The organism is Streptomyces sp. NPDC127092 (assembly GCF_042722475.1).
In the GTDB taxonomy this organism is placed as follows: Bacteria; Actinomycetota; Actinomycetes; order Streptomycetales; family Streptomycetaceae; genus Streptomyces.
Map to the genome: position 1 here is coordinate 1 of NZ_JBHXFE010000034.1, position 19024 is coordinate 19024.

The window sequence follows — 19024 nt, forward strand, 5'->3', positions numbered from 1 at the left end:
CAACCCTAACGCAGAAGAACCCCTGGTTCCCTCCGGCTGTGGGTCGCAGAAACAATCAGGCGCCCCCCCCCTGGGGGGGGTGCGTTCCGCTCGCATGCCGCCCCGAGCCGGACCCCCAAGCTCGTACCCCGGGGCGGACGTGCCCTGGAGCGGACGTGCCCTGGAGGGCCGGACCGCCGAGCGGTCTCCCCGTGTCCGAGGGGTTTGACTCTCCGAGGGGTTTGGCTCCGAGAAGAGCGGCAAGCCGAACAGACAGGCACCGGAAGCAGGGTGACGGCCAGTCGGTCCACGGAACCCGCCCAGGAGGCGCTCATGTCGAACCCGACCCGAGTCCTCGTCCGCGGGGAGCCGTGCGCCGCACCGGTCAGCCGGCCCCGCCGCCCGACCCGCTCCCCGGCGACGCCGCCGTCGCGGCCGCCGGAGGCCGCCGTCCCGTCCGAGGACCCCAGTGCCTCGGGCCGGAGCGGGGAGAGTCGCACGTACTGCTCCCGCCGTGACCCCCGACGCGCCGCGCCGACGGGACGGGCGGGAGGGGCGGGCAGGAGGGGCGGGAGGGGCCGGACGGGCGGGCCGACGGTCGCGCCGCCGGTGACCACCGCGGGCGGCCCCCCGGCGACGGCGGGAACGCCCGTCGCGGACGGTGGCGGGCACCACGCGCCCCCGCGAACGGCCGGTACGGCGCGGGCCTGACTCCGCACCGTGCCGCGCCGGACGGAAGCCCCCGAGCTCGACGGGGGCTTCCGTCGTGCCCGCCCCGCTCCAGCGCGCCGTACATCCGCGCCGCCCCCGCGAACCGGTCAGGGGCGTGCCACCGGATCGGGGTGGCGCGAGTCCGCTCCCGCCCCGTGCTTCAGAGGAGGACCTTCATGAACGAACGGAACGGCGGCAGGCCGGAGTACGGGCCGACGGAGGCGCGGCACGCCGGGAAGGCGCGAGAGCCGGACCGGGCCCCCGGTGCCGGCACCGGGGGGCACGACGGGCGCGGCGAGACGGAGGAGGAGCGCGCGGACCGGCGCTGGCAGGAGCTCCTCCAGGAGATCCGGGTCGCCCAGACCGGCGTCCAGATCCTCCTCGGCTTCCTCCTCACCGTGGTGTTCACCCCGCCCTTCCACGCCCTGGAGCGGACGGACAGGACGGTCTACGTCGTCACGGTCGTCCTCGGTTCGCTGGCGACGGGTGCGCTGATCGGCCCCGTCTCCTTCCACCGGATCGTGGCGGGGCGGCGGGTCAAGCCCCAGGCCGTCGTCTGGGCCTCCCGGCTCACCTTCGCCGGCATCCTGCTGCTGCTCGCGACGCTGACGGCCGCCCTGTTCCTCATCCTGCGGGTGGCGACGCACGACCCGTACGTGCCCTGGCTGGTCTCCGGTGTCCTCGCCTGGTACCTGATCTGCTGGTTCGCCCTGCCGCTGTGGGTCCGCACCCACTACGCCGGCGGAAGCTGACCGGAGCACGGCCCGGGGGAGGCCCCGCGGCCCGACGCGCGTACCAGCCCCGTACCGCCGCCGGCGGGGGACGCCGCAGAGGGGCGGCCCGCCGGCCGGCGGGCCGCCCCTCTCCGTGCCGGACGAGGTGCCCTCGTCCGTCGGGTCAGTGCTTGAAGACGTCCTTCGCCTTCTCCTTCGCGCCGCGCGCGTCGCCCTTGGCCTGCTCGGCCCGGCCTTCCGCCTCGAGACGCTCGTCGTCGGTCATCCGGCCGACCGCCTCCTTGACCTTGCCCTTGGCCTGCTCGGCCTTGCCCTTCATCTTCTGCTCACCGGACACGAGGGATCGCTCCTTCTCCGTGCGACACATCTGACAACAGGACGCCTCACCGGAATCGGAGAGAACAAACCCATGGAAATCGGGTGCGGCGCCGCTCAGCGCGCACCGGAGGGGAGGTTCTCCTTGATCTTGGCGATGGCGAAGCCCCACCCCTGCGACACCGTCGGCTTCCCCGGCACGGCCACCTCCGCCGGATTGGTCAGCACGTCGAGGAGAACCGGGCCGGGGAGGGCGAGCGCCTTGCGCACGGCCTCGTCCAGCTCGCCCGGCGCGGTGACGCGGATGCCGGTCAGCCCGAGCGCCTCGGCCACCGCGGCGAAGTCGGGGTTGTCCAGTACCGTCCCGAACTCGGGGAGCCCCGCCTGCTCCTGCTCCAGCTTGACCATGCCGAGGCGGCGGTTGTCGAAGACGACGAGTTTCACCGGCAGCCGTTCGGAGCGGATGGTCATCAGGTCGCCGAGCAGCATGCCCAGACCGCCGTCGCCGCAGAAGGCCACGACCTGCCGGTCCGGCGCCCACAGCTGGGCCCCGATGGCCTGGGGCATGGCGTTGGCCATGGAGCCGAGGTTGTAGGAGCCGATCAGCCGGCGGGTGCCGCGCATCCGCACGAGCCGCGAGAGCCACACGGTGGCCATCCCGGTGTCCGAGGTGAAGATCGCGTCGTCGGCGGCGTGGCGGTCGACGGCCGCCGCGAGGGCCTCGGGACGGATGTCCGCCTCCCGGTTGTCGAACACGGCCCGCACCCGTCCGAGCAGCCGCCTGTCGTGGGCGGGATCGGCGAGGCCGGCCTGGCCCTTCCGCCAGTCCGCGTACCGCTCGCGGGCCTCGTCGAGGTGGGAGCGCGACGGGACGGGCGCCAGCAGCGGCAGCAGGGCCCGCAGCGTCGCGCCCACGTCCCCGGCGAGCCCGACGTCCACGGGAACGCGGCGCCCGAGGTGCTCCTCACGGGCGTCGATCTGCACGACCCGGCAGTCCTCCGGATACCAGTCCCGGTAGGGGAAGTCCGTCCCGAGCATGATCAGCGTGTCACAGGAGTCCATGGCGTGGGCGGCGGCCGGATTCCCGATGAGGCCGGTCTGACCGACCTCGTACGGGTTGTCGTCCTCGAAGCCCTCCTTGCCCTTCAGGGTCAGCACCATCGGCGCCGACAGCAGGTCGGCGGCTCGCAGCACCTCCTCGCGGGCCTCCCGGGCACCGCGCCCGACCAGGAGGGTGACCCGCGAGCCCCGGCCGATCGCCTCGGCCGCCTCGGCGAGCGCCGGGTCGTCGGGACGCGTGACGGCCGGGCGCGGCAGCGCGAACCGCGTCGGCCGGTCCTCCTCGACCTCCCGGTCGCCGAGGTCGCCGGGGACGGTCAGCACCGCGACGCCCCGCCCGGTCACGGCCGCCCGCACCGCGGACTCCAGCAGCCGGGGCATCTGGGAGGGAGAGGTCACGGTGGCCCGGTACACGGCCACGTCCCGGAACAAGAGGTCGTTGTCGACTTCCTGGAAGTAGTCCCCGCCCATCTCCGACAGCGGCACCTGACCGCAGACCGCCAGGACCGGCGCCCCGCTCTTGGCCGCGTCGTACAGTCCGTTCAGCAGGTGCACCGAGCCCGGTCCCACCGTGCCCATGCAGACGGCCAGTTCCTGGGAGAGCTGGGCGTGCGCTCCGGCGGCGAAGGCGGCCGCCTCCTCGTGGCGGAAGCCGGTCCAGTCGATCCCCTCAGTGGTCCGGATGGCATCGGTGAGCGGGTTGAGCGCGTCGCCGACCACGCCGAAGACACGGCTGACACCGAGGTCCGCGAGCCCGTCGACGATCACCTGTGCGACGGTACGAGTCATGGGGTCTCCCTTCACTGTGGACGCCGACCGGTCCACCGGACGGTGAACCGGTCCGGACGAGCCGCCTTCCCGTCGCCTGCCCAGGTGTCCGGAACCGATGCGGCGAGACCCGCGGGCCCGATCCCCCGGGTTTAGCCCGCGGGAGTCCGGCGAGACGAAGCCCATGAGTGCTTCGGAGAACACCGGAAGGAATCAGTTCCCCTGGACCGGCCCCTACGTCGTCCCGGACCAGCCCGGCCCCACGCGGGCGGACGACTCCGACGTGGACGAGGGGGACGAGCCGACCCCTCTCCGGGAGCCGCGCGTCCTGCCCGCGCCGTTCGCCGAGAAGGCCCGCGCGGCCGCGTACGTGGCCCGCGGCGCCGGGAGCGACCTGTGGGCCGCCGTGCGTGCGCACCGGACCGTGACGGCCGGTGCCGCCGCCGGCACGGCGGCCACGCTCGCCCTCGCGTACGGGTGGGGGCGCCGGGCCGGGCGCCGGGCCGCGCGGCGCGACCTCGGCCCGGTGGCCCTGCTCTTCGGACGCCGCGGCTGAGCGGGCGGCGCTTCCCGCCCTCCTGGGAGGCCGGTGCGCGTGTGTACGCCCTCCGGCCGTCCCCCTGCCTTTCGTCACCGTCCTCACGGAGGTAGATCCGCATGCTCCCCCTGCTTCTCGTCCTGCTGCTCGTCCTGCTCCTCTTCGGCGCCGGCTTCGCCGTCAAGGCGCTCTGGTGGGTCGCCGTCATCGTGCTCGTCCTGTGGCTGCTGGGCTTCGTCGCCCGGCCGAAGGGCGGCACGGGCCGCTGGTACCGCTGGTAGGCGGCCCCGCGGCGCCCGCCCTCCCAGGGCGTGACCGAGCCCGGCACCTCCGTCGGAGAGTGCCGGGCTCGGCCGTGTGCTCAGCCGCTCAGCACCGAGTCGTCCTCGGGGCGCGCGCCCGGCAGGCGATGGCGGGCCGCGATCAGCGCCGCGTCCACGTCACGCGTACCGGTGGCGACGCACAGCGTGTACGCGAGGTCGTCCATGCGCCGCCGTACCTCCTCGCCGCCGTTCTCGGCCTGGAGCACCTTGAGCGTCGTGTACTGCTCGATGAGATCGCGCAGGACCACGGGGTGGGCCATCAGCACGTACTGCTCCCCTCGTCGTCGGGGCGGGGGACCGCCCAGTTCGACGCCCGTGTACCCCGGCGCCGGTGTCGTACGCCCGTACGCCGTCAGTCCCCGGCCGGAGAGGACGGGTTCCGGCCGGATGACCGGCACCGGCCTCCTCTTGTCGATCACGGAGGGGTAGTGTCGCCATGATTGCCGTACGGCAACGATTGCGGCGGCCGGAGCCGGGTGCGACGCGCGCCGAGCGCGGACGACCGCTCTCCGGGTACAGCCGTCCGACAGCCTCGAACGCCGGCCCATGGAAAGCAGGGAACATGCTCGAGCGAGAACCGAATCTGGATGTCGAGGTCGAGATCCGCGACGACCGCACGGCGGTGCTGATCGTGGCCGGTGAGCTGGACATGGAGACGGCCGGCCGGCTGGAGGAGCTTCTGACGGAACAGTTCGGCCAGGGGCGGCGCCGTCTCGTGCTGGACCTGTCCGCCCTCGACTTCATGGACTCCTCGGGGCTGAACGTCCTGATCAGAGCCGTCATCAAGGCACGGGAGACCGGCGGCGACCTGTATCTCGCCGCGCCGACCCCGCCCGTGCGCCGCATCCTGGAGATCACCGGCGTGACGACGACGATCCCGCCGCACGACGGCGTGGCGGACGCGCTGGCCGCCGCCGGCGGCGCGAGATAGCGGACGATGGCGCGGCCCCCCTGTGCACGGATTACAGGGGAGCGGGCGGCCGGCCCGCGCGCTGAGGGGGACGCGGCTGCCGCGGCCCACGCAGATGCCGGGGGGTCAGGCCGAACTGACGTCCCTCAGCGCATCGCGCGCGGGTGACGGGGCGGCGGCCGCTCCGCTCCCTCCCACGGCCTCGTGGAACCCGGTGAGCCCCTGTAGCAGCGCCTCGCGGCTCGTCGGCGACATGCCCGCGATGACCGCGAGCAGGGCCTCCTCGCGCCGCGCCCTGAGGTCCCGCAGGTACGCCTTGCCGTGCACGGTCAGGTGCAGTTCCAGCTGGCGCCGGCTCACGGGGCTGGGCAGCCGCTGCACGAACCCCAGCGCCTCCAGCCGGTCGCACATGCGGCTCACCGAGGGCGGTGCGGAGCCGAGCAGCTCGCCCAGCGTGCGCAGGCTGATGCCCTCCTCGCGGTCCAGGCTGTACAGCACGCGCAGCTGACCCGCCGAGACGGGTCTCGACGACACCATGTGCCGGCCGCGCTCCCACAGCACCTCCAGCAGCTCGACGAGCTCCCGGGCGGACTCTGCCGTCCGCTGCCGTTCCCGCCGCGGTTCCCGTGGCGGCGGGGCGGGGTTGCCGTTCATGCCTGCCGACCCTCCTCGGACGCCCCGGGCCGGGAACAGCGGCCTTGCGACGGTCCGGTCATCTCTGCCTGTCTCGCGCACCTGCACGCCGCGACCTCCGCCGGCCTGCTGTCCGTCGACTGCGGACTCACGACCCCGCGCCCCGTGGAGCCCGTCCGGACACCTGCCGGGATGCCGCACGCGCCCGTGGACGCGGGCCCCGCCGGCCGCGTCTTCCGACCCGGCAACCCTATCTTTTCCGTGATGCCGGGCCCACGGCGACTGTTTCCCCGCCCGTTACGGTCCGCGGCGACCGATTCGGCGTCCCGGGGCGTCGCACAGGCGCCGCACGGGACACCCCGTGGCGCGCCGGACGCCGTCCTCGTACGCTGTCCCGACCGGCGCGGCCACGAGGCCGCGAAGCCGGGCGAGGGACGGCACAGGGGGCCCGCACCGACCGCACCGGCGTCCCCTGGACGCGCTGCCGGCGGGTGTGATCCGCGTTGCGGACGGTGTGGGAACCATGAACAGGGGAAAGGCGGGTACGAGGAGCCCAGCCGCCGACCCGGGACGAGGGGAGTACCAGCGCCATGACGGACGCGATCACCGCGGAGCGCGCGGTCCCGGAGCCCCTGCTGTCCGCGGGCGCGGTCTACGACGACGCCTCCCGCCGCGGGGCCATCGCCTCCGCCCGCGCCTTCACGGCCGACTTCCTCGCGGCCGCCCCGACCGTGCTGCCCGGACCGGTCCGTGAGGAGCGCGTCGAGCTCGCGCAGCTGGTGGTCAGCGAACTGGTCACCAACGCGATCCGGCACACGGCCGGCCCCTGCCGGCTCCTCCTCGAACTGGGCCGCGACGCCCTGGACATCTCGGTCTTCGACCAGGAGGCGGCCGCCCCCGTGCCCCGCGGACACGACCCTCGCCGCGTCGGTCAGCACGGCGTCGAGATCGTCGTCGCCGTCTGCGAGAGCGTCACGGTGGAGCCCGCCCCGGAGGGGAAGCGGGTCCGCGCCCGCCTCTTCCTCCTGCCGCAGTACGCCGGCACGGCGAAGCCGCCCGACCGGCCGTCGCGCTGACCCACCGGCACCTCACCGGCCCGCCGGGCGCCCCACGGCCCCCGAGGGACGTCGGAGGTCGCGATCCGACGGCCGGTCACCGGCGGTCGTCCGCCCGGCGGACCCGACGTTCCAACGCATGCCGCTCGGCCTCGGTCAGGCCGCCCCACACGCCCGACGGCGGGTGCGGCTGCGCCAGGGCCGAACGCAGGCACGGCTCGCGCACCGGGCAGCGCCGGCAGACCTTCTTGGCCTCCTCCGCCTGCGCGAGGGCGGGAGAGCCGGTCCCCACCGGGAAGAACAGATCGGGGTCGACCTCCTGACAGGCCGCGGCCGCACGCCAGCCGTCCATGTGAGCCTCCTGGCACATGCATGAGGGAACGAGGGGATTGGTCTCCCCGTTCGCCTGACCGTTCGTCCGTCCGTGAAACCCGGGCGGAACCGCCGGAACCGAAGGCGACACCCCGAGCGGCGCGGCGGAGGACCCCGTACCACCCGGTCCCTGACGGCCTTTCACGACCTTCACCGAATCGCGACCGAATCGGCGCATCCGCCACGACGGCTCGAGGTGTAACAGGGACGGGACGGGTCAGGCGAAGACGGACCCGCTCGCTGACAGCCCCTCAGCCGGAGGACCACCATGCCCCAGCACCCCGACGCGCCGCTCCCCGCACCGCGCGTCCTCACCCGGCCCATGGCCATGGCACTGCTCGCCCCGGACACGACGATCCGGATCGACGCCGTCGTCGGGTACGACTCCCGCGACCCCCACGCCCTGACCATCGCCTTCCACCTCCTCGGCGAGGACCCGGTGGTGTGGCGCGTCGACCGCGAGATGATCCTCACCGGATCGCTCCGGCCCACCGGCGACGGCGACATCCGTCTCCGTCCCGACCCCGACGGCGGACTCCTCCTGCGGCTCGGGCCCACGGGACAGCGCGCCGTCGTCAGGTGCGAGCAGGAGGCACTCGGCCGCTTCGTGCGCGACACCTTCGTCCTGGTGCCACAGGGCACGGAGGAACACCACATCGACTGGGAACCGCTGCTCGCGTCCCTGAGGCTCTGAAGTGCGGTGCGCCGGACCCGCCGTACGGGGACGACACCCGTCCGCTCACGGAGTCCGTGGACCGGCCGCCTCAGCCGGGAGTGCCGGGGGCGGCCGGGCGGAAACAGGCCGTGACGTCCTTGCCCCGCGGACAGGGGCGGGTCCGCACGTCGTCGGCGAGCGCGTCGACCAGGAGCAGTCCGCGCCCGCCCAGCGCGCCCTCGTCCGGGCTGCGGGGCTCGGGAACCAGCGGCGAGGCGTCGTGCACGGTGACGTGCAGGCACTCCTCGTCCCAGGTGAGGATCAGCTGTGCGTCGCTGTGGGCGTGCACATGGGCGTTGGTGACGAGTTCGGAGACCGTCAGCACGACGGAGTCCGCCACGCCGGGAGCGGTACGGTCCCAGCCGAGCGCCGCGAGGTGCTCGCGCGTCCAGTCCCGGGCCGTCTTCACGCTGCTGCCCAGCGGCAGCGACCGCGCCCAGCCGACGGCCCTCATCGAGGGATCCCGTGTCATGACTCTCCTTCGGACGACCGGTTCGGGGTTCGTCTGCCCTCGACCGTGAGGAAGGAACCGACCGGCAACACCGAGGAGTTGCCGGGTGTGGAAGCAAGAAGTCCGGGTACGCGAGAAGCCTCAGGGCCACGCGTCCGATGAGGAACACACGTGAAAGGGGAACGGTGTGACGGTCACCACGATGTCGGCCACGGGAATCGAGTCCGGAGCGGGGACGCTGCCGCAGATCCCTGACACGTCGGCGGTCGCGCCCAAGGACGCCAGGGCCCTGTCGAAGGTCTTCTTCCAGGAGCTCGCGACGCTGGAGGAGGGGACGCACGAGTACCAGTACGCGCGCAACACCCTCATCGAGATGAACATGAGCCTGGTCCGCTACGCCGCCGGGCGGTTCCGCCACCGCGCCGACGAGATGGAGGACATCGTCCAGGTCGGCATGATCGGCCTGATCAAGGCGATCGACCGGTTCGAGCTGTCGCGCGAGGTCGAGTTCACCACCTTCGCCGTCCCCTACATCGTCGGCGAGATCAAGCGGTTCTTCCGGGACACCTCCTGGGCGGTGCACGTACCCCGCCGGCTCCAGGAGGCGCGGGTGGAGCTGGCCAAGGCGACCGAGGAACTCAGCACCCGCCTCGGCCGGATGCCGACGGTCAAGGAGCTCGCCGACCTGATGAGCCTCACCGAGGAGGAGGTCACCGAGGCGCGGCTGGCCTCCAACGGCTACAACTCCTCGTCGCTGGACGCCGCCCTCAGCGGCGAGGACGAGGACGGCGACGCCTCGCTGGCCGACTTCATCGGCAGCGAGGACCCCGCCATGGAGCTGGTGGAGGACTTCCACTCGCTGGCCCCGCTCATCGCCGACCTCGACGAGCGCGACCGCCGGATCATCCACCTGCGGTTCGTCGAGGAACTGACCCAGGCCCAGATCGGTGAACGGCTGGGCTGCTCGCAGATGCACGTCTCGCGGCTGCTCGCGCGCACCGTGAAGCGCCTGCGCGAGGGCCTGCTGGGCACCGCCGCCGACTGACCGGGCGGGCCCGCCGGGGGCGCGGCGCCCCGCCTCCCGTCGCAGGTCCCGCCTCCCGAAGGCGCCCGACCGCCGGTCGGGCTCGAAGCCCGCGGTGCCGGCCCGGGAGGCCGGTGCCGGCCCGGGCGGCACCGGCCGGAAGGCCGTAGGGCACGGTGCGGACACTGCGGTCGCGCCCGCTCGGAAGGATGATGGGTCCATGGAAGGGCTGCCTTTCATTCCTCCCCCCGGGGCGGACGAAGGCGGGCCGCTCGGTCCGCCCCCGGCCGCCTTCGCCCTGCTCGCCGCGGACGGAGTGCTCGTCGGGTGGAGCCGCGAGGCCGAAGCCCTCCTGGGGTATCCCGCCGCGCAGGTCCTGGGGCGCCGGGCGGCCGACCTGCTCGTCACCCCGCACACCGATCGCCACGGACCGGAGGAGCGGGGGCCGGACCAGCGGCCGCGGCTCGACGGGACGCGCAGTGCCGTCGTCGACGTGCGCCATCGCGGCGGACACACCGTACGTGTGGCGGTGACCCTGCGCCCCCTGACCTCCAGCGCCGACGGGGACCCCGCCGGCCGGTCCCCCTCCGCCGTCCTCGTGGCGGCCGAGCTGGAGCAGCTCCGCTGGTGGGAGACCCGGCAGGCGATGCTGCAGGGGCTCGTGACCCAGTCGCCGGTGACACTGACCATCTACGGCCCCGGTGCGCGCCTCCTGTGGGCCAACGCGTCCAGTGTCCGGGAGCTCGGCGGCGACCTCACGGCGTCCCTGGGCCGCTCCATGACCGAACTCTTTCCCGGCGACGTCCTCACCACCCAGCACCTCGTCCCGCCCGAGGACTTCGTCCAGCAGATCCTCGACACCGGTGAACCGGTCATCGACGTGCACTTCCGAGGCCGGGCCCCGGCCGACCCGCGCCGTGAGCGCGTCTGGTCCTCGTCCTACTTCCGGCTCCTTGACGGCAGGGGAGAGCCGGTGGGGGTGTGCGAACAGTCCATCGACGTCACCGACCACTACCGCGCGCAGCAGCGCCTCGCCCTCCTCGCGGAGGCCGGTGCCCGGATCGGTACGTCGCTCGACCCGTTCGGAACGGCGGCGGAGCTCGCCGGGACCGCCGTGCCGCGGTACGCGGACACCGTCCTGGTCGACGTGGCGGCGGAGGTGCTCGCGGGAGAGGAACCGAGGCCCGCCACGGCGTGGGACCTGGTACGCGTGGCCGATTCCGACGCGGAACCCTCCCGGGTGGGCGAGCGGGTCTCGTACGCCGCCGGAACGCCGCAGGCCGAGAGTCTGGCCGGGCGCCGAGCGACCGCGGACGCCGAGATCGCGCCGACACGGCTGTACGTCCCGCTGATCGTGAGAGGGACGCCCTGGGGCCTCGTCACCTTCGTGCGGGGCGGCGAATCGGAACCCTTCGACGACGGCGACCGGGCGGTGGCGAAGGAGCTGGCGTCGCGGACCGCCGTGTGCATGGACAACGCCCGGCGGTACCGCCGGGAGCACACCGCCGCGTTCACGCTCCAGCGCAGTCTGCTGCCCCGGTCGCTGCCCGAGCTGAGCGCCGTCGAGGCGGCGAGCCGCTACCTGCCCGCCGACAGCCACCTCGGCGCCGGCGGCGACTGGTACGACGTCATTCCGCTGTCCGGCGCGCGTGTCGGACTCGTCGTGGGGGACGTCGTCGGCCACGGGCTTGGGGCCGCTGCCACCATGGGGCGCCTGCGCGCCATGGTGCGCACCCTGGCGGAGCTGGACCTCGCGCCCGACGAACTCCTGGCCCGGCTGAACGACCAGGTCGGCAGGGACGCGACCGACGTGCGGGGACCGGACGAAAGCGGCGCCGTCGGAGCGACGTGCCTGTACGGAATCTACGATCCGGCCTCCCGTACGAGCACCTGGGCGGCGGCGGGACACCCGGCGCCGGCCGTGGCGCAGCCGCACGGCGCCGTCGGCTTCCTCCGCCTGCCGCCCGGGCCTCCGCTGGGCGTGGGACGGCTTCCGTACGAGAGCGCGGAGGTGGAGCTCGCCGCCGGAAGCCTGCTCGTGCTGTTCACCGACGGCCTCGTGGAGGCCCGGGGCCAAGGCATCGCCGAGGGATCAGACCGTCTGGCGGCTGTGCTCGCGGAGCGACGAGGATCGCCGGCGGACCTGTTGTGCTCCCAGATCGTCGCCCAGCTGGTGCCGGACCGTGTGCGGGACGACGCGGCGCTGCTCGTCGTACGCACCCGTGCGCTGGACGCACGCCAGGTGGCGGCCTGGGAGCTGCCCCCGGACCCCGCGCTCGTCGCGCGCGCACGCGCGATGGCCGCGGAACAGCTCGGGCGGTGGGGACTGGACGATCTGGCCTTCACCACGGAACTGGTGGTCAGCGAGCTGGTCACCAACGCGATCCGCCACGCCTCCGGCCCGGTCGGTCTGCGCCTGATCCGGGACCGCAGTCTCATCTGTGAGGTCTCCGACTCGCAGCACACCTCACCGCACGCCCGTTACGCCGGCAACGACGAGGAGGGCGGACGCGGACTCTTCATGGTCGCCCAGCTCACCGACCACTGGGGTACGCGCTACATGCCGGCGGGCAAGACGATCTGGGCGGAACAGTCCTTGCCCGCACCGTGACGCCCGCCCGCCCTGGAGGTCACGGCGCGTGCAGGCGTACGGCCAGGGCGGCGATGTCGTCGTCGAGGCTGCCTCTGCTGTGGCGGAGGAGCTCGTGGTGCAGGGCCGTGAGCAGATCACGCGGAGGTGTGGGGGGCTGTCGACGCATCCACGCTGTCAACGGGAAGAACTCGCCGTCCCGGGCGCGGGTCTCGGCGATCCCGTCCGTGTAGAGGAGCAGGAGTTCACCGGGAGCGAAGTCGAAGGTGTCCCCGCGGTACTGGTCGCCGATCAGTTCCGCGAGGCTGAGCAGGGGCGACGGGGCGGACGGCTCGAGGGTGCGCACGCCGTACGCGCTGTGGACCAAGGGCGGGGGGTGACCGCAGTTGACGATGGTGATGCGGCTGCCCCGGTGCGGGACCTCGACGAGCAGCGCGGTGGCGAAGCGTTCCATCGGTGCCTCGGGCGGATGGGCGGCGTTGTGCCGGGCACAGCTGGCGTCGAGCCTGCGGGCGACGTCCGCCATGGACGCCTCGCCATGTGCCGCCTCCCGGAAGGCGTTGACGATCGCCGCGGCGGCCCCCACCGCCGGCAGGCCCTTGCCCCGTACGTCGCCGATGAGCAGCCGTACCCCGTACGGAGTGTCGACCACCTCGTAGAAGTCCCCGCCGATGCGGGCCTCCGCCGCGGCCGCGAGGTACAGCGACTCGATCTCGACGTTGCGGAAACGGTGCGGCAGGGGCCGCAGCACCACCTGCTGGGCCGCGTCGGCGACGAGCCGCACCTGAAAGAGCGTGCGTTCCCGTTGCAGCCGGACATGACTTCCGTACGCGGCGGCCACGGTGACCGCGACGATCCCGCCGCCCGTCCACCACGTCCCGAGATCCGGGAAGACGAGGCTGAGGCCGATCATCAGGAGGAGGCAGACGGTCCCGAGGAGGACGGTCGGAAGGACCGGCCACATGGCGGCGGCCAGCGCCGGCGCCGCGGGCAGGAGACGGCTGAAGGCCATCTCCGGCGGCGTGGCGTACGCCAGGGCGGCGATCACGACGGTCAGGATCACCGGCGACAGCCGCACGAGCCTGCCGTAGCCGAAGCTTCGACGGAGCCCCGGCCGTCCGGACTCGATCATGAATCCCAGAGTATCCGCGAGGAGCCCACCCAGCGACGCGACGACCGGACCGCACCCGTGACGAAAGGCCCGGACACCGCCACCTGGACGCCGCCACGCCCCGCCGGATCGGGCGGCGGTCAGGCCGGCGTGACCGAGCGGAGCGATGTTCCTCACAGTCTTCGAGTCGGGCGCATGCCGGTTGTAGAGTGAAGACCGCCTTTGACCTGCAGAAAGCAGGCAGGGAGCCGTCATCCAGGAGTCCATAGCGCTGCGCACCATGTTCAAGTCCAAGATCTAGCGTCTGGATGTTTCCGCAGCTCAGAGCCCTGATTGCCGCCTGCAGGTCAGCAAACGGTCAGCATGAGGCCGGCCGGTGTCCGGCTTGCTGACCTGAACCGCAGCATGGGCCTCCTGCGCCGCCTAGCGCCTTGCTTGGGAGGCTTGATACGTGGCTCGGCTCGCTCGTGGGATGGGGTCGCGCGGTTGTTCTAGGCCGACCCGTTGCCCGCACCCATACACGATTCGGTTCCGGGACGCTCTCGGCAAGCAGCGTGAAGAGGCCGGCCACGATTCGCAGGACGACGCGATCGAGCGCTTTACGCAGATCTACGCGGAGAAAAAGAAGACCGCGCCGTCCGTCACCGAGGCCCGCCGGGAATTCGGTCAGCAGACGGTCGCGGAATACGCGAAGCAACGGCGGCCCCGACAACGCAGGATGATGTACTTCACGGCTGGCCGTCGACAGCTCCATCAACGTGCACATCATCCCCCGTGTCGGATCAAGAAAGCTGAACTCCGTCATGCCGATCGTGGTCGAGCCTTTCCTGGACGTGTAGGAGGCCGATGGGGTGGGCCGCGGAAACCAGGTGAACACCTTCCGCACTCTGAAGGCGATCTTGCTGTATGCCTATGGCTGGGCTATGGCGGGCGATCCCGTGAAGGGGTTCCAGGAGCTGGAGTACGTCCGTCAGAAGGTGGTCATCCCGCCCGTCGCTAAGTGAAGAAGGCGCTGACTGCCGCTGACGAGTATCTCGCGCTGGAGATCGTCATGATGGTGGCAAGTGGCGCGTGATCTACGACGCTCTGCAATGGGGCCGCAGTCGGGCAGGCCATGGACGGGCCAAGCGATAGCGCCCGTGCGGACCTCGTCCAGGTCCCTGCGATGGGGCCGCAGCCAGGCAGGCCACGGGCAAGGCGACGACGTGGGCCCTCTCGTCGAAGCCCCATGATCTTGCGATGGGGTCGCGACCGAGCAGGCTGCGGACAGAACACCACCTTCTCCGGGTACCGATCCTGCGATGGGGCCGCGGCTGGACGAGCCGCGGACAAGTGTGCCTGAGCAAGATTCTGCAGCACCGCGACCATCCTGCGATGGTGCCGGGGCCGGGTAGGCCGCGGACAGCGCCTAAGGGCTCATGGTGTGCGTCCCGGGTGACGTCCTGCGATGGGGCCGCGACCAGGGAGGCCGCGGACAGGGGCAAGCTGGGCATCATCAGGGGCCAGCGCCGCATCCTGCGATGGGGCCGCGGACAGGTGCGAGCTTACCGACGATCGGACTCGCGAGGCCGTGGCTGGGATGGAGCCGCCGACAGCGTGGCAGCCCGCGGACAGCCTTGTCCAGCGCCTTTTCCTGGCCATCCGGGGTGACTCTGCGATGGGGTCGCGGCCAGGCAGGCCACGGACAGACGGTTGATCGGGGCGCCGCCGTCGTAGTGGAGGAACCTGGGATGGGGCCGCGGCCGGATAAGCCGCGGATAGCACCTACGCCGTCAACACCGGCACCGGCGACCTGCTGCTGCGATGGGGCCGCGGCCGGGAAGGCCGCGGATAGCGGGCTGAAGAAGGAGCCGATCGCCAACGACCGGGTCCTGCGATGGGGCCGCAGCCGGACAGGCCGTGGATAGGACGCGGGCCCGGTGATTGCGAACATCGTCGCGCACCTGTGATGGGGGCGCAGCCGGATAGGCCGCGGATAAGTGACCTGGTCATCATGGACGACTGCGTGGACAACACCCTGCGATGGGGCCACGCCCCGACAAGCCGCGGATAGTGGTGTAGGGAGCGTGGATCCAGCCCCGGAGGAGCCATCTGCGGTGGGGTCGCGGCCGGGCAGGCCACGGAATAGGGTCGTGCGGATCGGCAGCCCCAGGTACTCGTTCTCCTTGCGATGCGGCCGCGGACGGGAGCCTCGGATAGTGGTGGCGATGGTGATGTCCGGGGTGGTGCCACCGCTCCTGCGATGGGGCCGCAGCCCGACGGGCCGCGGATAGGAGCCAGTGCTGCGGGCTGTCGGGGTACGTCGTCCCGCTGCGATGGGGCCGCAACCAGGCAGGTAACGGACAGATCTGGTTGGCACCACCGAGAAAATAGGCACGGGCACACCGCGATGAAGCCGTGGCAAGACAGGCCACGGACAGACCAGGCGCCCGGCAATCCACGTTTTACCGACGCCGCTGCGATGGTGCCGAGGCTGGGCAGGTCGCGGACAGGATGCCGACCTTCCACGGGTCGGCCGGCGTGCAGTTTCCGCGACGGGGCCGCAGCCGAACGGGCCGCGGGTAGCAGCATGGTTGGGCCACTAGGGACAACCGGGACTAGCCGCGATGGGGCCGCAGCCCGACGGGCCGCTGATAGTGCACCACCGCACCGGAGCCAACGGCAGCCGGGAGCTCCTGCGAAGGGGCCGCGGCCGTTCAGGCCAGAAATGGCGTGACCGTGTACCCGCCCGAGCCGTTGTTCACGTCTCTGCGATGGGGCCGCGGCCGGACAGGCCACGGACAGGTTCGCGTCGGCAATGCGTCCCCGGGCGTGCAGATCGGCCTGCGATGGGGCGGCGGCCGGGTAGACCGCGGATAGAGGCGCAGGGTACGACCGACGGCCGCGACCCGAAGAACCTGCGATGGGGCCGCGGCCGGACAGACCGGGGACAGACCGACGATGCCGCCCCGCCGCCCTTCGTTGTCGATCCTGCGATGGGGCCACGGCCGGACAGGCCACGCATCGCTCGTCTCGGAGGTCGTGGGGACCTCGGGGTGGATGCTGCGATAGGGCCGCGGCCGGGCAGACCGAAGATAGCCGACAACCCGTCGCTGTACTGGGACACGCGTCTCCTGCTGCGATGGGGCCGCGGCCGGGCAGGCCGCAGATAGGCCACGTGAGCTGCAGGTCTGCGTATGGCCTGGAGGTCCTGTTGCTTTCCGGCATGGGCAGGTGCGGCTCTTTCGGACATTACGCTTGGGTGCGTTCTGCGTGTCGCTGATGTGCTTGTGGTTCCGAAGTGAGGGTGGGGAGGAGGAGTCCCAAGCCGAAGTGACTGTGGCGGCCGAGGGCGATTGGTCCGCTGATGGGTTCGTTGAAGGTGAGGTGGAGTCCTCGGCTGGGTCGGTTGTCGTTGCGGGTCTCGCGTTTTGTCCAGCGGTGCTGGGTATAGAGCGGCCAGTCGCCTTGGAGCAGCTTGCTCTGGGCCGGAGCGGGATATTGGCGATGGGCGAGTTCGCGGGCCGCTTCGGCGGTGAAGAACTCGGTGAGTGTCTGGCGTTTCTTCGGATGCCGCGTTGGGACGAATGGGGTGAGACTGGTGTAGCGAGTTGCAGGTTTGGTCCATTCGGCAGGGAGGACGTCGGCTGCTGCTCCGTAGGCAGTGACGCGGAGGTGGAGGCGGCGTGGGCCCGGGACGCCTTCCGGGACGCCGATAGTTCCGGTGGTGGCTTGGTGGATGGCGTCGAGTTCCTCGGTGTCGAGTCCTCCCGGGGTCCAGATGATGATTTCGTCGATGCGGCGGTCGTGGTTGGCGTCCCAGGGCAAGAAGTGGGCGTGGTGGTGGCCGGTTAGAGGCGTGCCGTCGGCGGCCTTGCCGGCGAGATTGCTGTGCCGCGGGGCCTGCCTGCCGTTGCCTGGGGTCAGGGGCTTGATGCAGCGGGATCGGAGTGTGTCGGTGAGCGGCAGGGTCTGGGTGAGCGGGGGAAGTGCGGGGCCGTTGATGGTGAGCCGGACCGCAGTGATCTTCTCCGTCTTGAATTTGGTCCTGGGCCGGTGCGCTGGTGGCTGTGCGTGGGAGTGCGTGAGGGGTGTCGCGTAGGACAGGAGTCGGCTGCCGGGAGGGTAGAGCAGTGAGCGGGCTCGGACGTCGGTGGGGCGCATGGTGAGCCCGTCGAGGTCCAAGGGGATGGTGGGTGCCAGGAGTTCGAGGTTCGTCCACCCGCTGGGGGCGAGGTCATCGTCGTGGAGCTGGACGGCTGGGGTGTGGGTGTCGGTGGGGGTGTCGTCGGCACTGGTTAGCAGGCGGGCTTCGACGATGCTGTCCGCGCGGCCGAGGTAGGGCAGGGATTCGGCGAGCTGGGCCAGGGTTTTGGCCTGGTCGGTGGCGAGGCCGCCGGGCCATTGCACGTAGATGGTTGCGTCACCGCCAAGGACGGCGAAGGCGTCCAGGGCGAGGTCGGTGCCTGCGCTGCTGCCGGAGCGATGCGTGCTGTCGGGGAAGTAGTGGCGGCTGTGGCTGAGGTGGTGTGGCGGGATGCGGTAGGTGGGCGGGGAGGACAGGCAGGCGAGGACCTGGTGGACTTGGTCGGCGTCCAGGTCGGGGCAGCGTTCTTTCCAGGTGGAGTAGAGGGCGCGCAGGATGCGCCAGGGTGAGGGGGGCAGTTCGACGGCACCTTCGTTGACGAAGTGTCCCCAGGGGGTGGCGTGGTACCGCTTCCAGGGAAAGCGCAGGGCAAGGGTGATCACTGGGCGCCGCCTGCGGTCTTCTTCTTGGGCTTTGCGCCGTTCCACAGCACGGTGAGGGCGCCGTGGGTGGGAAGGCTGGCGGTGACCTGCGGGAGGAGTTCGGCGATCCGGGCGGTGAGTTCGTCGCGTTCGGGGAGGTCTCCGGCGTTGCCGGTGGGCTTGGCGACGGGTTCGAGGTCGCAGGCGGTGCGCAGCCGCAGGCCGCCGTCGAGGAAGCTGCGGATCTCCCACAGAGCCAGCGTGATGAGGAGTTCGGTGCGGAGTTCGCCGAGTCCGTAGGAGCGCAGCAGGGCGGTGTCGATGGCGAACATCGCACGGATTTCGCGTGCGGTCCATTCCACGCGGTGGAAGGGGACCGATCCGTAGCCTTCGCTGGTGCCGCCGGCCCCTTCGCTCTGGTCGCCGAGAGCGTGCCGGACGCTGTCACTCTTGCGTCCGCCGCTGACGGCACGGCGTACATCGTGGGCTTCGATGACGGCGGAGACGGCACGGGTGAATCGCGGCTGGCCCCACCACGCCTTGTTGTTGAAGAAGGCGCCGTGCAGGAGCACGAAGGGGTCGAGGCTCATGAGCGCGTCGGCCATGGCCGGGAAGTTGAGCGGCTTGTCGTTTTCCAGCCCCAACTGGCTGGCGATGAGGTCGAGCATTTTGGTGCCGTCGAGGGTGGCTTCACGGACGAAGGCGGAGGCGATCCGGTGAGCCTCGAGGCGGCTGGAGGTCAGGAATTCTTCGGGCGCGCTGGCACGGTGGACCCGGATGTAGGGCAGATCGGCGATGAGGTCGACGGGCTGCTGGGCGCCGTAGTCCCAGGCGGTGGCCTCCAGGCGGTTGGCCATGGACTGCACGGACTCCACCAGGAGGGATGGAGTCGTGGTTCCGTCGTCGGTGAAGGTGTCGAAGGTGCCGGCACCGATGTCGGGGAAGCCGGTGGGCTGGAAGGTCGACCCGAAGGCCGGGCGCAGGGGGACCTCGAAGCGGATGCGGTGGAGATCGGTGGTGATCACGGAG

18 protein-coding genes are annotated in these 19024 nt (G+C 71.8%); 9 read left to right on the forward strand and 9 right to left on the reverse strand.

Features of this window, described 5'->3' with window-relative positions:
• Window positions 1–866: 866 nt before the first annotated feature.
• On the forward strand, window positions 867–1442 hold the full coding sequence (locus ACFWJO_RS25705) for a DUF6328 family protein (protein WP_386868721.1): 576 nt from the start codon (window positions 867–869) through the stop codon (window positions 1440–1442).
• A 145-nt stretch (window positions 1443–1587) separates the two neighbouring features.
• Here the strand turns inward: ACFWJO_RS25705 and ACFWJO_RS25710 are convergent, their stop codons facing one another.
• Together ACFWJO_RS25710 and ACFWJO_RS25715 are read right to left on the reverse strand one after the other, a co-directional pair.
• Window positions 1588–1761 (reverse strand): CsbD family protein, encoded by a 174-nt coding sequence (locus ACFWJO_RS25710; protein WP_384421624.1) that lies wholly within the window; start codon window positions 1759–1761, stop codon window positions 1588–1590.
• A gap of 95 nt (window positions 1762–1856) precedes the next feature.
• Window positions 1857–3587: a thiamine pyrophosphate-dependent enzyme gene (locus tag ACFWJO_RS25715; protein ID WP_386868723.1), complete on the reverse strand. Its 1731-nt coding sequence runs from the start codon at window positions 3585–3587 to the stop codon at window positions 1857–1859.
• A gap of 163 nt (window positions 3588–3750) precedes the next feature.
• Between ACFWJO_RS25715 and ACFWJO_RS25720 the strand changes: the two genes are divergently transcribed.
• Window positions 3751–4122 carry a hypothetical protein gene (locus tag ACFWJO_RS25720; RefSeq protein WP_386868725.1) on the forward strand — a complete coding sequence of 124 codons (372 nt, stop codon included), beginning with the start codon at window positions 3751–3753 and terminating at the stop codon, window positions 4120–4122.
• A 101-nt stretch (window positions 4123–4223) separates the two neighbouring features.
• On the forward strand, window positions 4224–4385 hold the full coding sequence (locus ACFWJO_RS25725; RefSeq protein ID WP_386868727.1) for a hydrophobic protein: 162 nt from the start codon (window positions 4224–4226) through the stop codon (window positions 4383–4385).
• Window positions 4386–4465: 80 nt separating this feature from the next.
• Here ACFWJO_RS25725 and ACFWJO_RS25730 read toward each other — a convergent pair whose 3' ends face one another.
• Window positions 4466–4693 carry a DUF5133 domain-containing protein gene (locus tag ACFWJO_RS25730; RefSeq protein WP_384421617.1) on the reverse strand — a complete coding sequence of 76 codons (228 nt, stop codon included), beginning with the start codon at window positions 4691–4693 and terminating at the stop codon, window positions 4466–4468.
• A 296-nt stretch (window positions 4694–4989) separates the two neighbouring features.
• Between ACFWJO_RS25730 and ACFWJO_RS25735 the strand changes: the two genes are divergently transcribed.
• Window positions 4990–5358: an STAS domain-containing protein gene (locus tag ACFWJO_RS25735; protein ID WP_386868729.1), complete on the forward strand. Its 369-nt coding sequence runs from the start codon at window positions 4990–4992 to the stop codon at window positions 5356–5358.
• A 105-nt stretch (window positions 5359–5463) separates the two neighbouring features.
• On the opposite strand, the gene ACFWJO_RS25740 is transcribed toward ACFWJO_RS25735, so the two are convergent.
• A complete protein-coding gene (locus tag ACFWJO_RS25740; protein WP_386868730.1) occupies window positions 5464–5991 on the reverse strand; it encodes a MarR family transcriptional regulator in 528 nt (175 codons plus the stop codon).
• A 569-nt stretch (window positions 5992–6560) separates the two neighbouring features.
• On the opposite strand from ACFWJO_RS25740, the gene ACFWJO_RS25745 reads away from it, so the two are divergent.
• A complete protein-coding gene (locus ACFWJO_RS25745; protein WP_386868732.1) occupies window positions 6561–7046 on the forward strand; it encodes an ATP-binding protein in 486 nt (161 codons plus the stop codon).
• A gap of 76 nt (window positions 7047–7122) precedes the next feature.
• Here ACFWJO_RS25745 and ACFWJO_RS25750 read toward each other — a convergent pair whose 3' ends face one another.
• Window positions 7123–7377: a WhiB family transcriptional regulator gene (locus ACFWJO_RS25750; protein ID WP_386868734.1), complete on the reverse strand. Its 255-nt coding sequence runs from the start codon at window positions 7375–7377 to the stop codon at window positions 7123–7125.
• A 288-nt stretch (window positions 7378–7665) separates the two neighbouring features.
• On the opposite strand from ACFWJO_RS25750, the gene ACFWJO_RS25755 reads away from it, so the two are divergent.
• Window positions 7666–8091, forward strand: a complete 426-nt coding sequence (locus ACFWJO_RS25755) for an SsgA family sporulation/cell division regulator (RefSeq protein WP_386868736.1) — start codon at window positions 7666–7668, stop codon at window positions 8089–8091.
• Between the two features lie 70 nt (window positions 8092–8161).
• Here the strand turns inward: ACFWJO_RS25755 and ACFWJO_RS25760 are convergent, their stop codons facing one another.
• On the reverse strand, window positions 8162–8584 hold the full coding sequence (locus tag ACFWJO_RS25760) for an ATP-binding protein (protein ID WP_386868738.1): 423 nt from the start codon (window positions 8582–8584) through the stop codon (window positions 8162–8164).
• Between the two features lie 166 nt (window positions 8585–8750).
• On the opposite strand from ACFWJO_RS25760, the gene ACFWJO_RS25765 reads away from it, so the two are divergent.
• Together ACFWJO_RS25765 and ACFWJO_RS25770 are read left to right on the forward strand one after the other, a co-directional pair.
• A complete protein-coding gene (locus ACFWJO_RS25765) occupies window positions 8751–9608 on the forward strand; it encodes an RNA polymerase sigma factor SigF (protein ID WP_386868740.1) in 858 nt (285 codons plus the stop codon).
• Window positions 9609–9807: 199 nt separating this feature from the next.
• Window positions 9808–12198 carry a SpoIIE family protein phosphatase gene (locus ACFWJO_RS25770; RefSeq protein WP_386868741.1) on the forward strand — a complete coding sequence of 797 codons (2391 nt, stop codon included), beginning with the start codon at window positions 9808–9810 and terminating at the stop codon, window positions 12196–12198.
• Window positions 12199–12217: 19 nt separating this feature from the next.
• Here ACFWJO_RS25770 and ACFWJO_RS25775 read toward each other — a convergent pair whose 3' ends face one another.
• Complete coding sequence (locus ACFWJO_RS25775; RefSeq protein WP_386868743.1) at window positions 12218–13309, reverse strand: PP2C family protein-serine/threonine phosphatase; 1092 nt, start codon at window positions 13307–13309, stop codon at window positions 12218–12220.
• Window positions 13310–14157: 848 nt separating this feature from the next.
• Between ACFWJO_RS25775 and ACFWJO_RS25780 the strand changes: the two genes are divergently transcribed.
• Entirely contained in the window at window positions 14158–14292 is a 135-nt protein-coding gene (locus ACFWJO_RS25780; protein ID WP_386868745.1) for a hypothetical protein, read from the forward strand.
• Window positions 14293–16519: 2227 nt separating this feature from the next.
• Here ACFWJO_RS25780 and csb2 read toward each other — a convergent pair.
• Together csb2 and cas7u are read right to left on the reverse strand one after the other, a co-directional pair.
• Window positions 16520–18016 carry a type I-U CRISPR-associated protein Csb2 gene (gene csb2, locus ACFWJO_RS25785; RefSeq protein ID WP_386868747.1) on the reverse strand — a complete coding sequence of 499 codons (1497 nt, stop codon included), beginning with the start codon at window positions 18014–18016 and terminating at the stop codon, window positions 16520–16522.
• A complete protein-coding gene (cas7u, locus tag ACFWJO_RS25790) occupies window positions 18013–19020 on the reverse strand; it encodes a type I-U CRISPR-associated RAMP protein Csb1/Cas7u (protein WP_386868749.1) in 1008 nt (335 codons plus the stop codon). The genes csb2 and cas7u overlap by 4 nt, the downstream gene beginning before the upstream one ends.
• Between the last annotated feature and the right edge of the window lie 4 nt (window positions 19021–19024).

What these genes read in the sequence shown, in the direction of transcription:
- ACFWJO_RS25705 (WP_386868721.1), top strand. Translation starts at nt 867, where the DNA reads ATGAACGAACGGAACGGCGGCAGGCCGGAGTACGGGCCGACGGAGGCG.
- ACFWJO_RS25715 (WP_386868723.1), bottom strand. Translation starts at nt 3,587, where the DNA reads ATGACTCGTACCGTCGCACAGGTGATCGTCGACGGGCTCGCGGACCTC.
- ACFWJO_RS25720 (WP_386868725.1), top strand. Translation starts at nt 3,751, where the DNA reads ATGAGTGCTTCGGAGAACACCGGAAGGAATCAGTTCCCCTGGACCGGC.
- ACFWJO_RS25725 (WP_386868727.1), top strand. Translation starts at nt 4,224, where the DNA reads ATGCTCCCCCTGCTTCTCGTCCTGCTGCTCGTCCTGCTCCTCTTCGGC.
- ACFWJO_RS25735 (WP_386868729.1), top strand. Translation starts at nt 4,990, where the DNA reads ATGCTCGAGCGAGAACCGAATCTGGATGTCGAGGTCGAGATCCGCGAC.
- ACFWJO_RS25740 (WP_386868730.1), bottom strand. Translation starts at nt 5,991, where the DNA reads ATGAACGGCAACCCCGCCCCGCCGCCACGGGAACCGCGGCGGGAACGG.
- ACFWJO_RS25745 (WP_386868732.1), top strand. Translation starts at nt 6,561, where the DNA reads ATGACGGACGCGATCACCGCGGAGCGCGCGGTCCCGGAGCCCCTGCTG.
- ACFWJO_RS25750 (WP_386868734.1), bottom strand. Translation starts at nt 7,377, where the DNA reads ATGGACGGCTGGCGTGCGGCCGCGGCCTGTCAGGAGGTCGACCCCGAT.
- ACFWJO_RS25755 (WP_386868736.1), top strand. Translation starts at nt 7,666, where the DNA reads ATGCCCCAGCACCCCGACGCGCCGCTCCCCGCACCGCGCGTCCTCACC.
- ACFWJO_RS25760 (WP_386868738.1), bottom strand. Translation starts at nt 8,584, where the DNA reads ATGACACGGGATCCCTCGATGAGGGCCGTCGGCTGGGCGCGGTCGCTG.
- ACFWJO_RS25770 (WP_386868741.1), top strand. Translation starts at nt 9,808, where the DNA reads ATGGAAGGGCTGCCTTTCATTCCTCCCCCCGGGGCGGACGAAGGCGGG.
- ACFWJO_RS25775 (WP_386868743.1), bottom strand. Translation starts at nt 13,309, where the DNA reads ATGATCGAGTCCGGACGGCCGGGGCTCCGTCGAAGCTTCGGCTACGGC.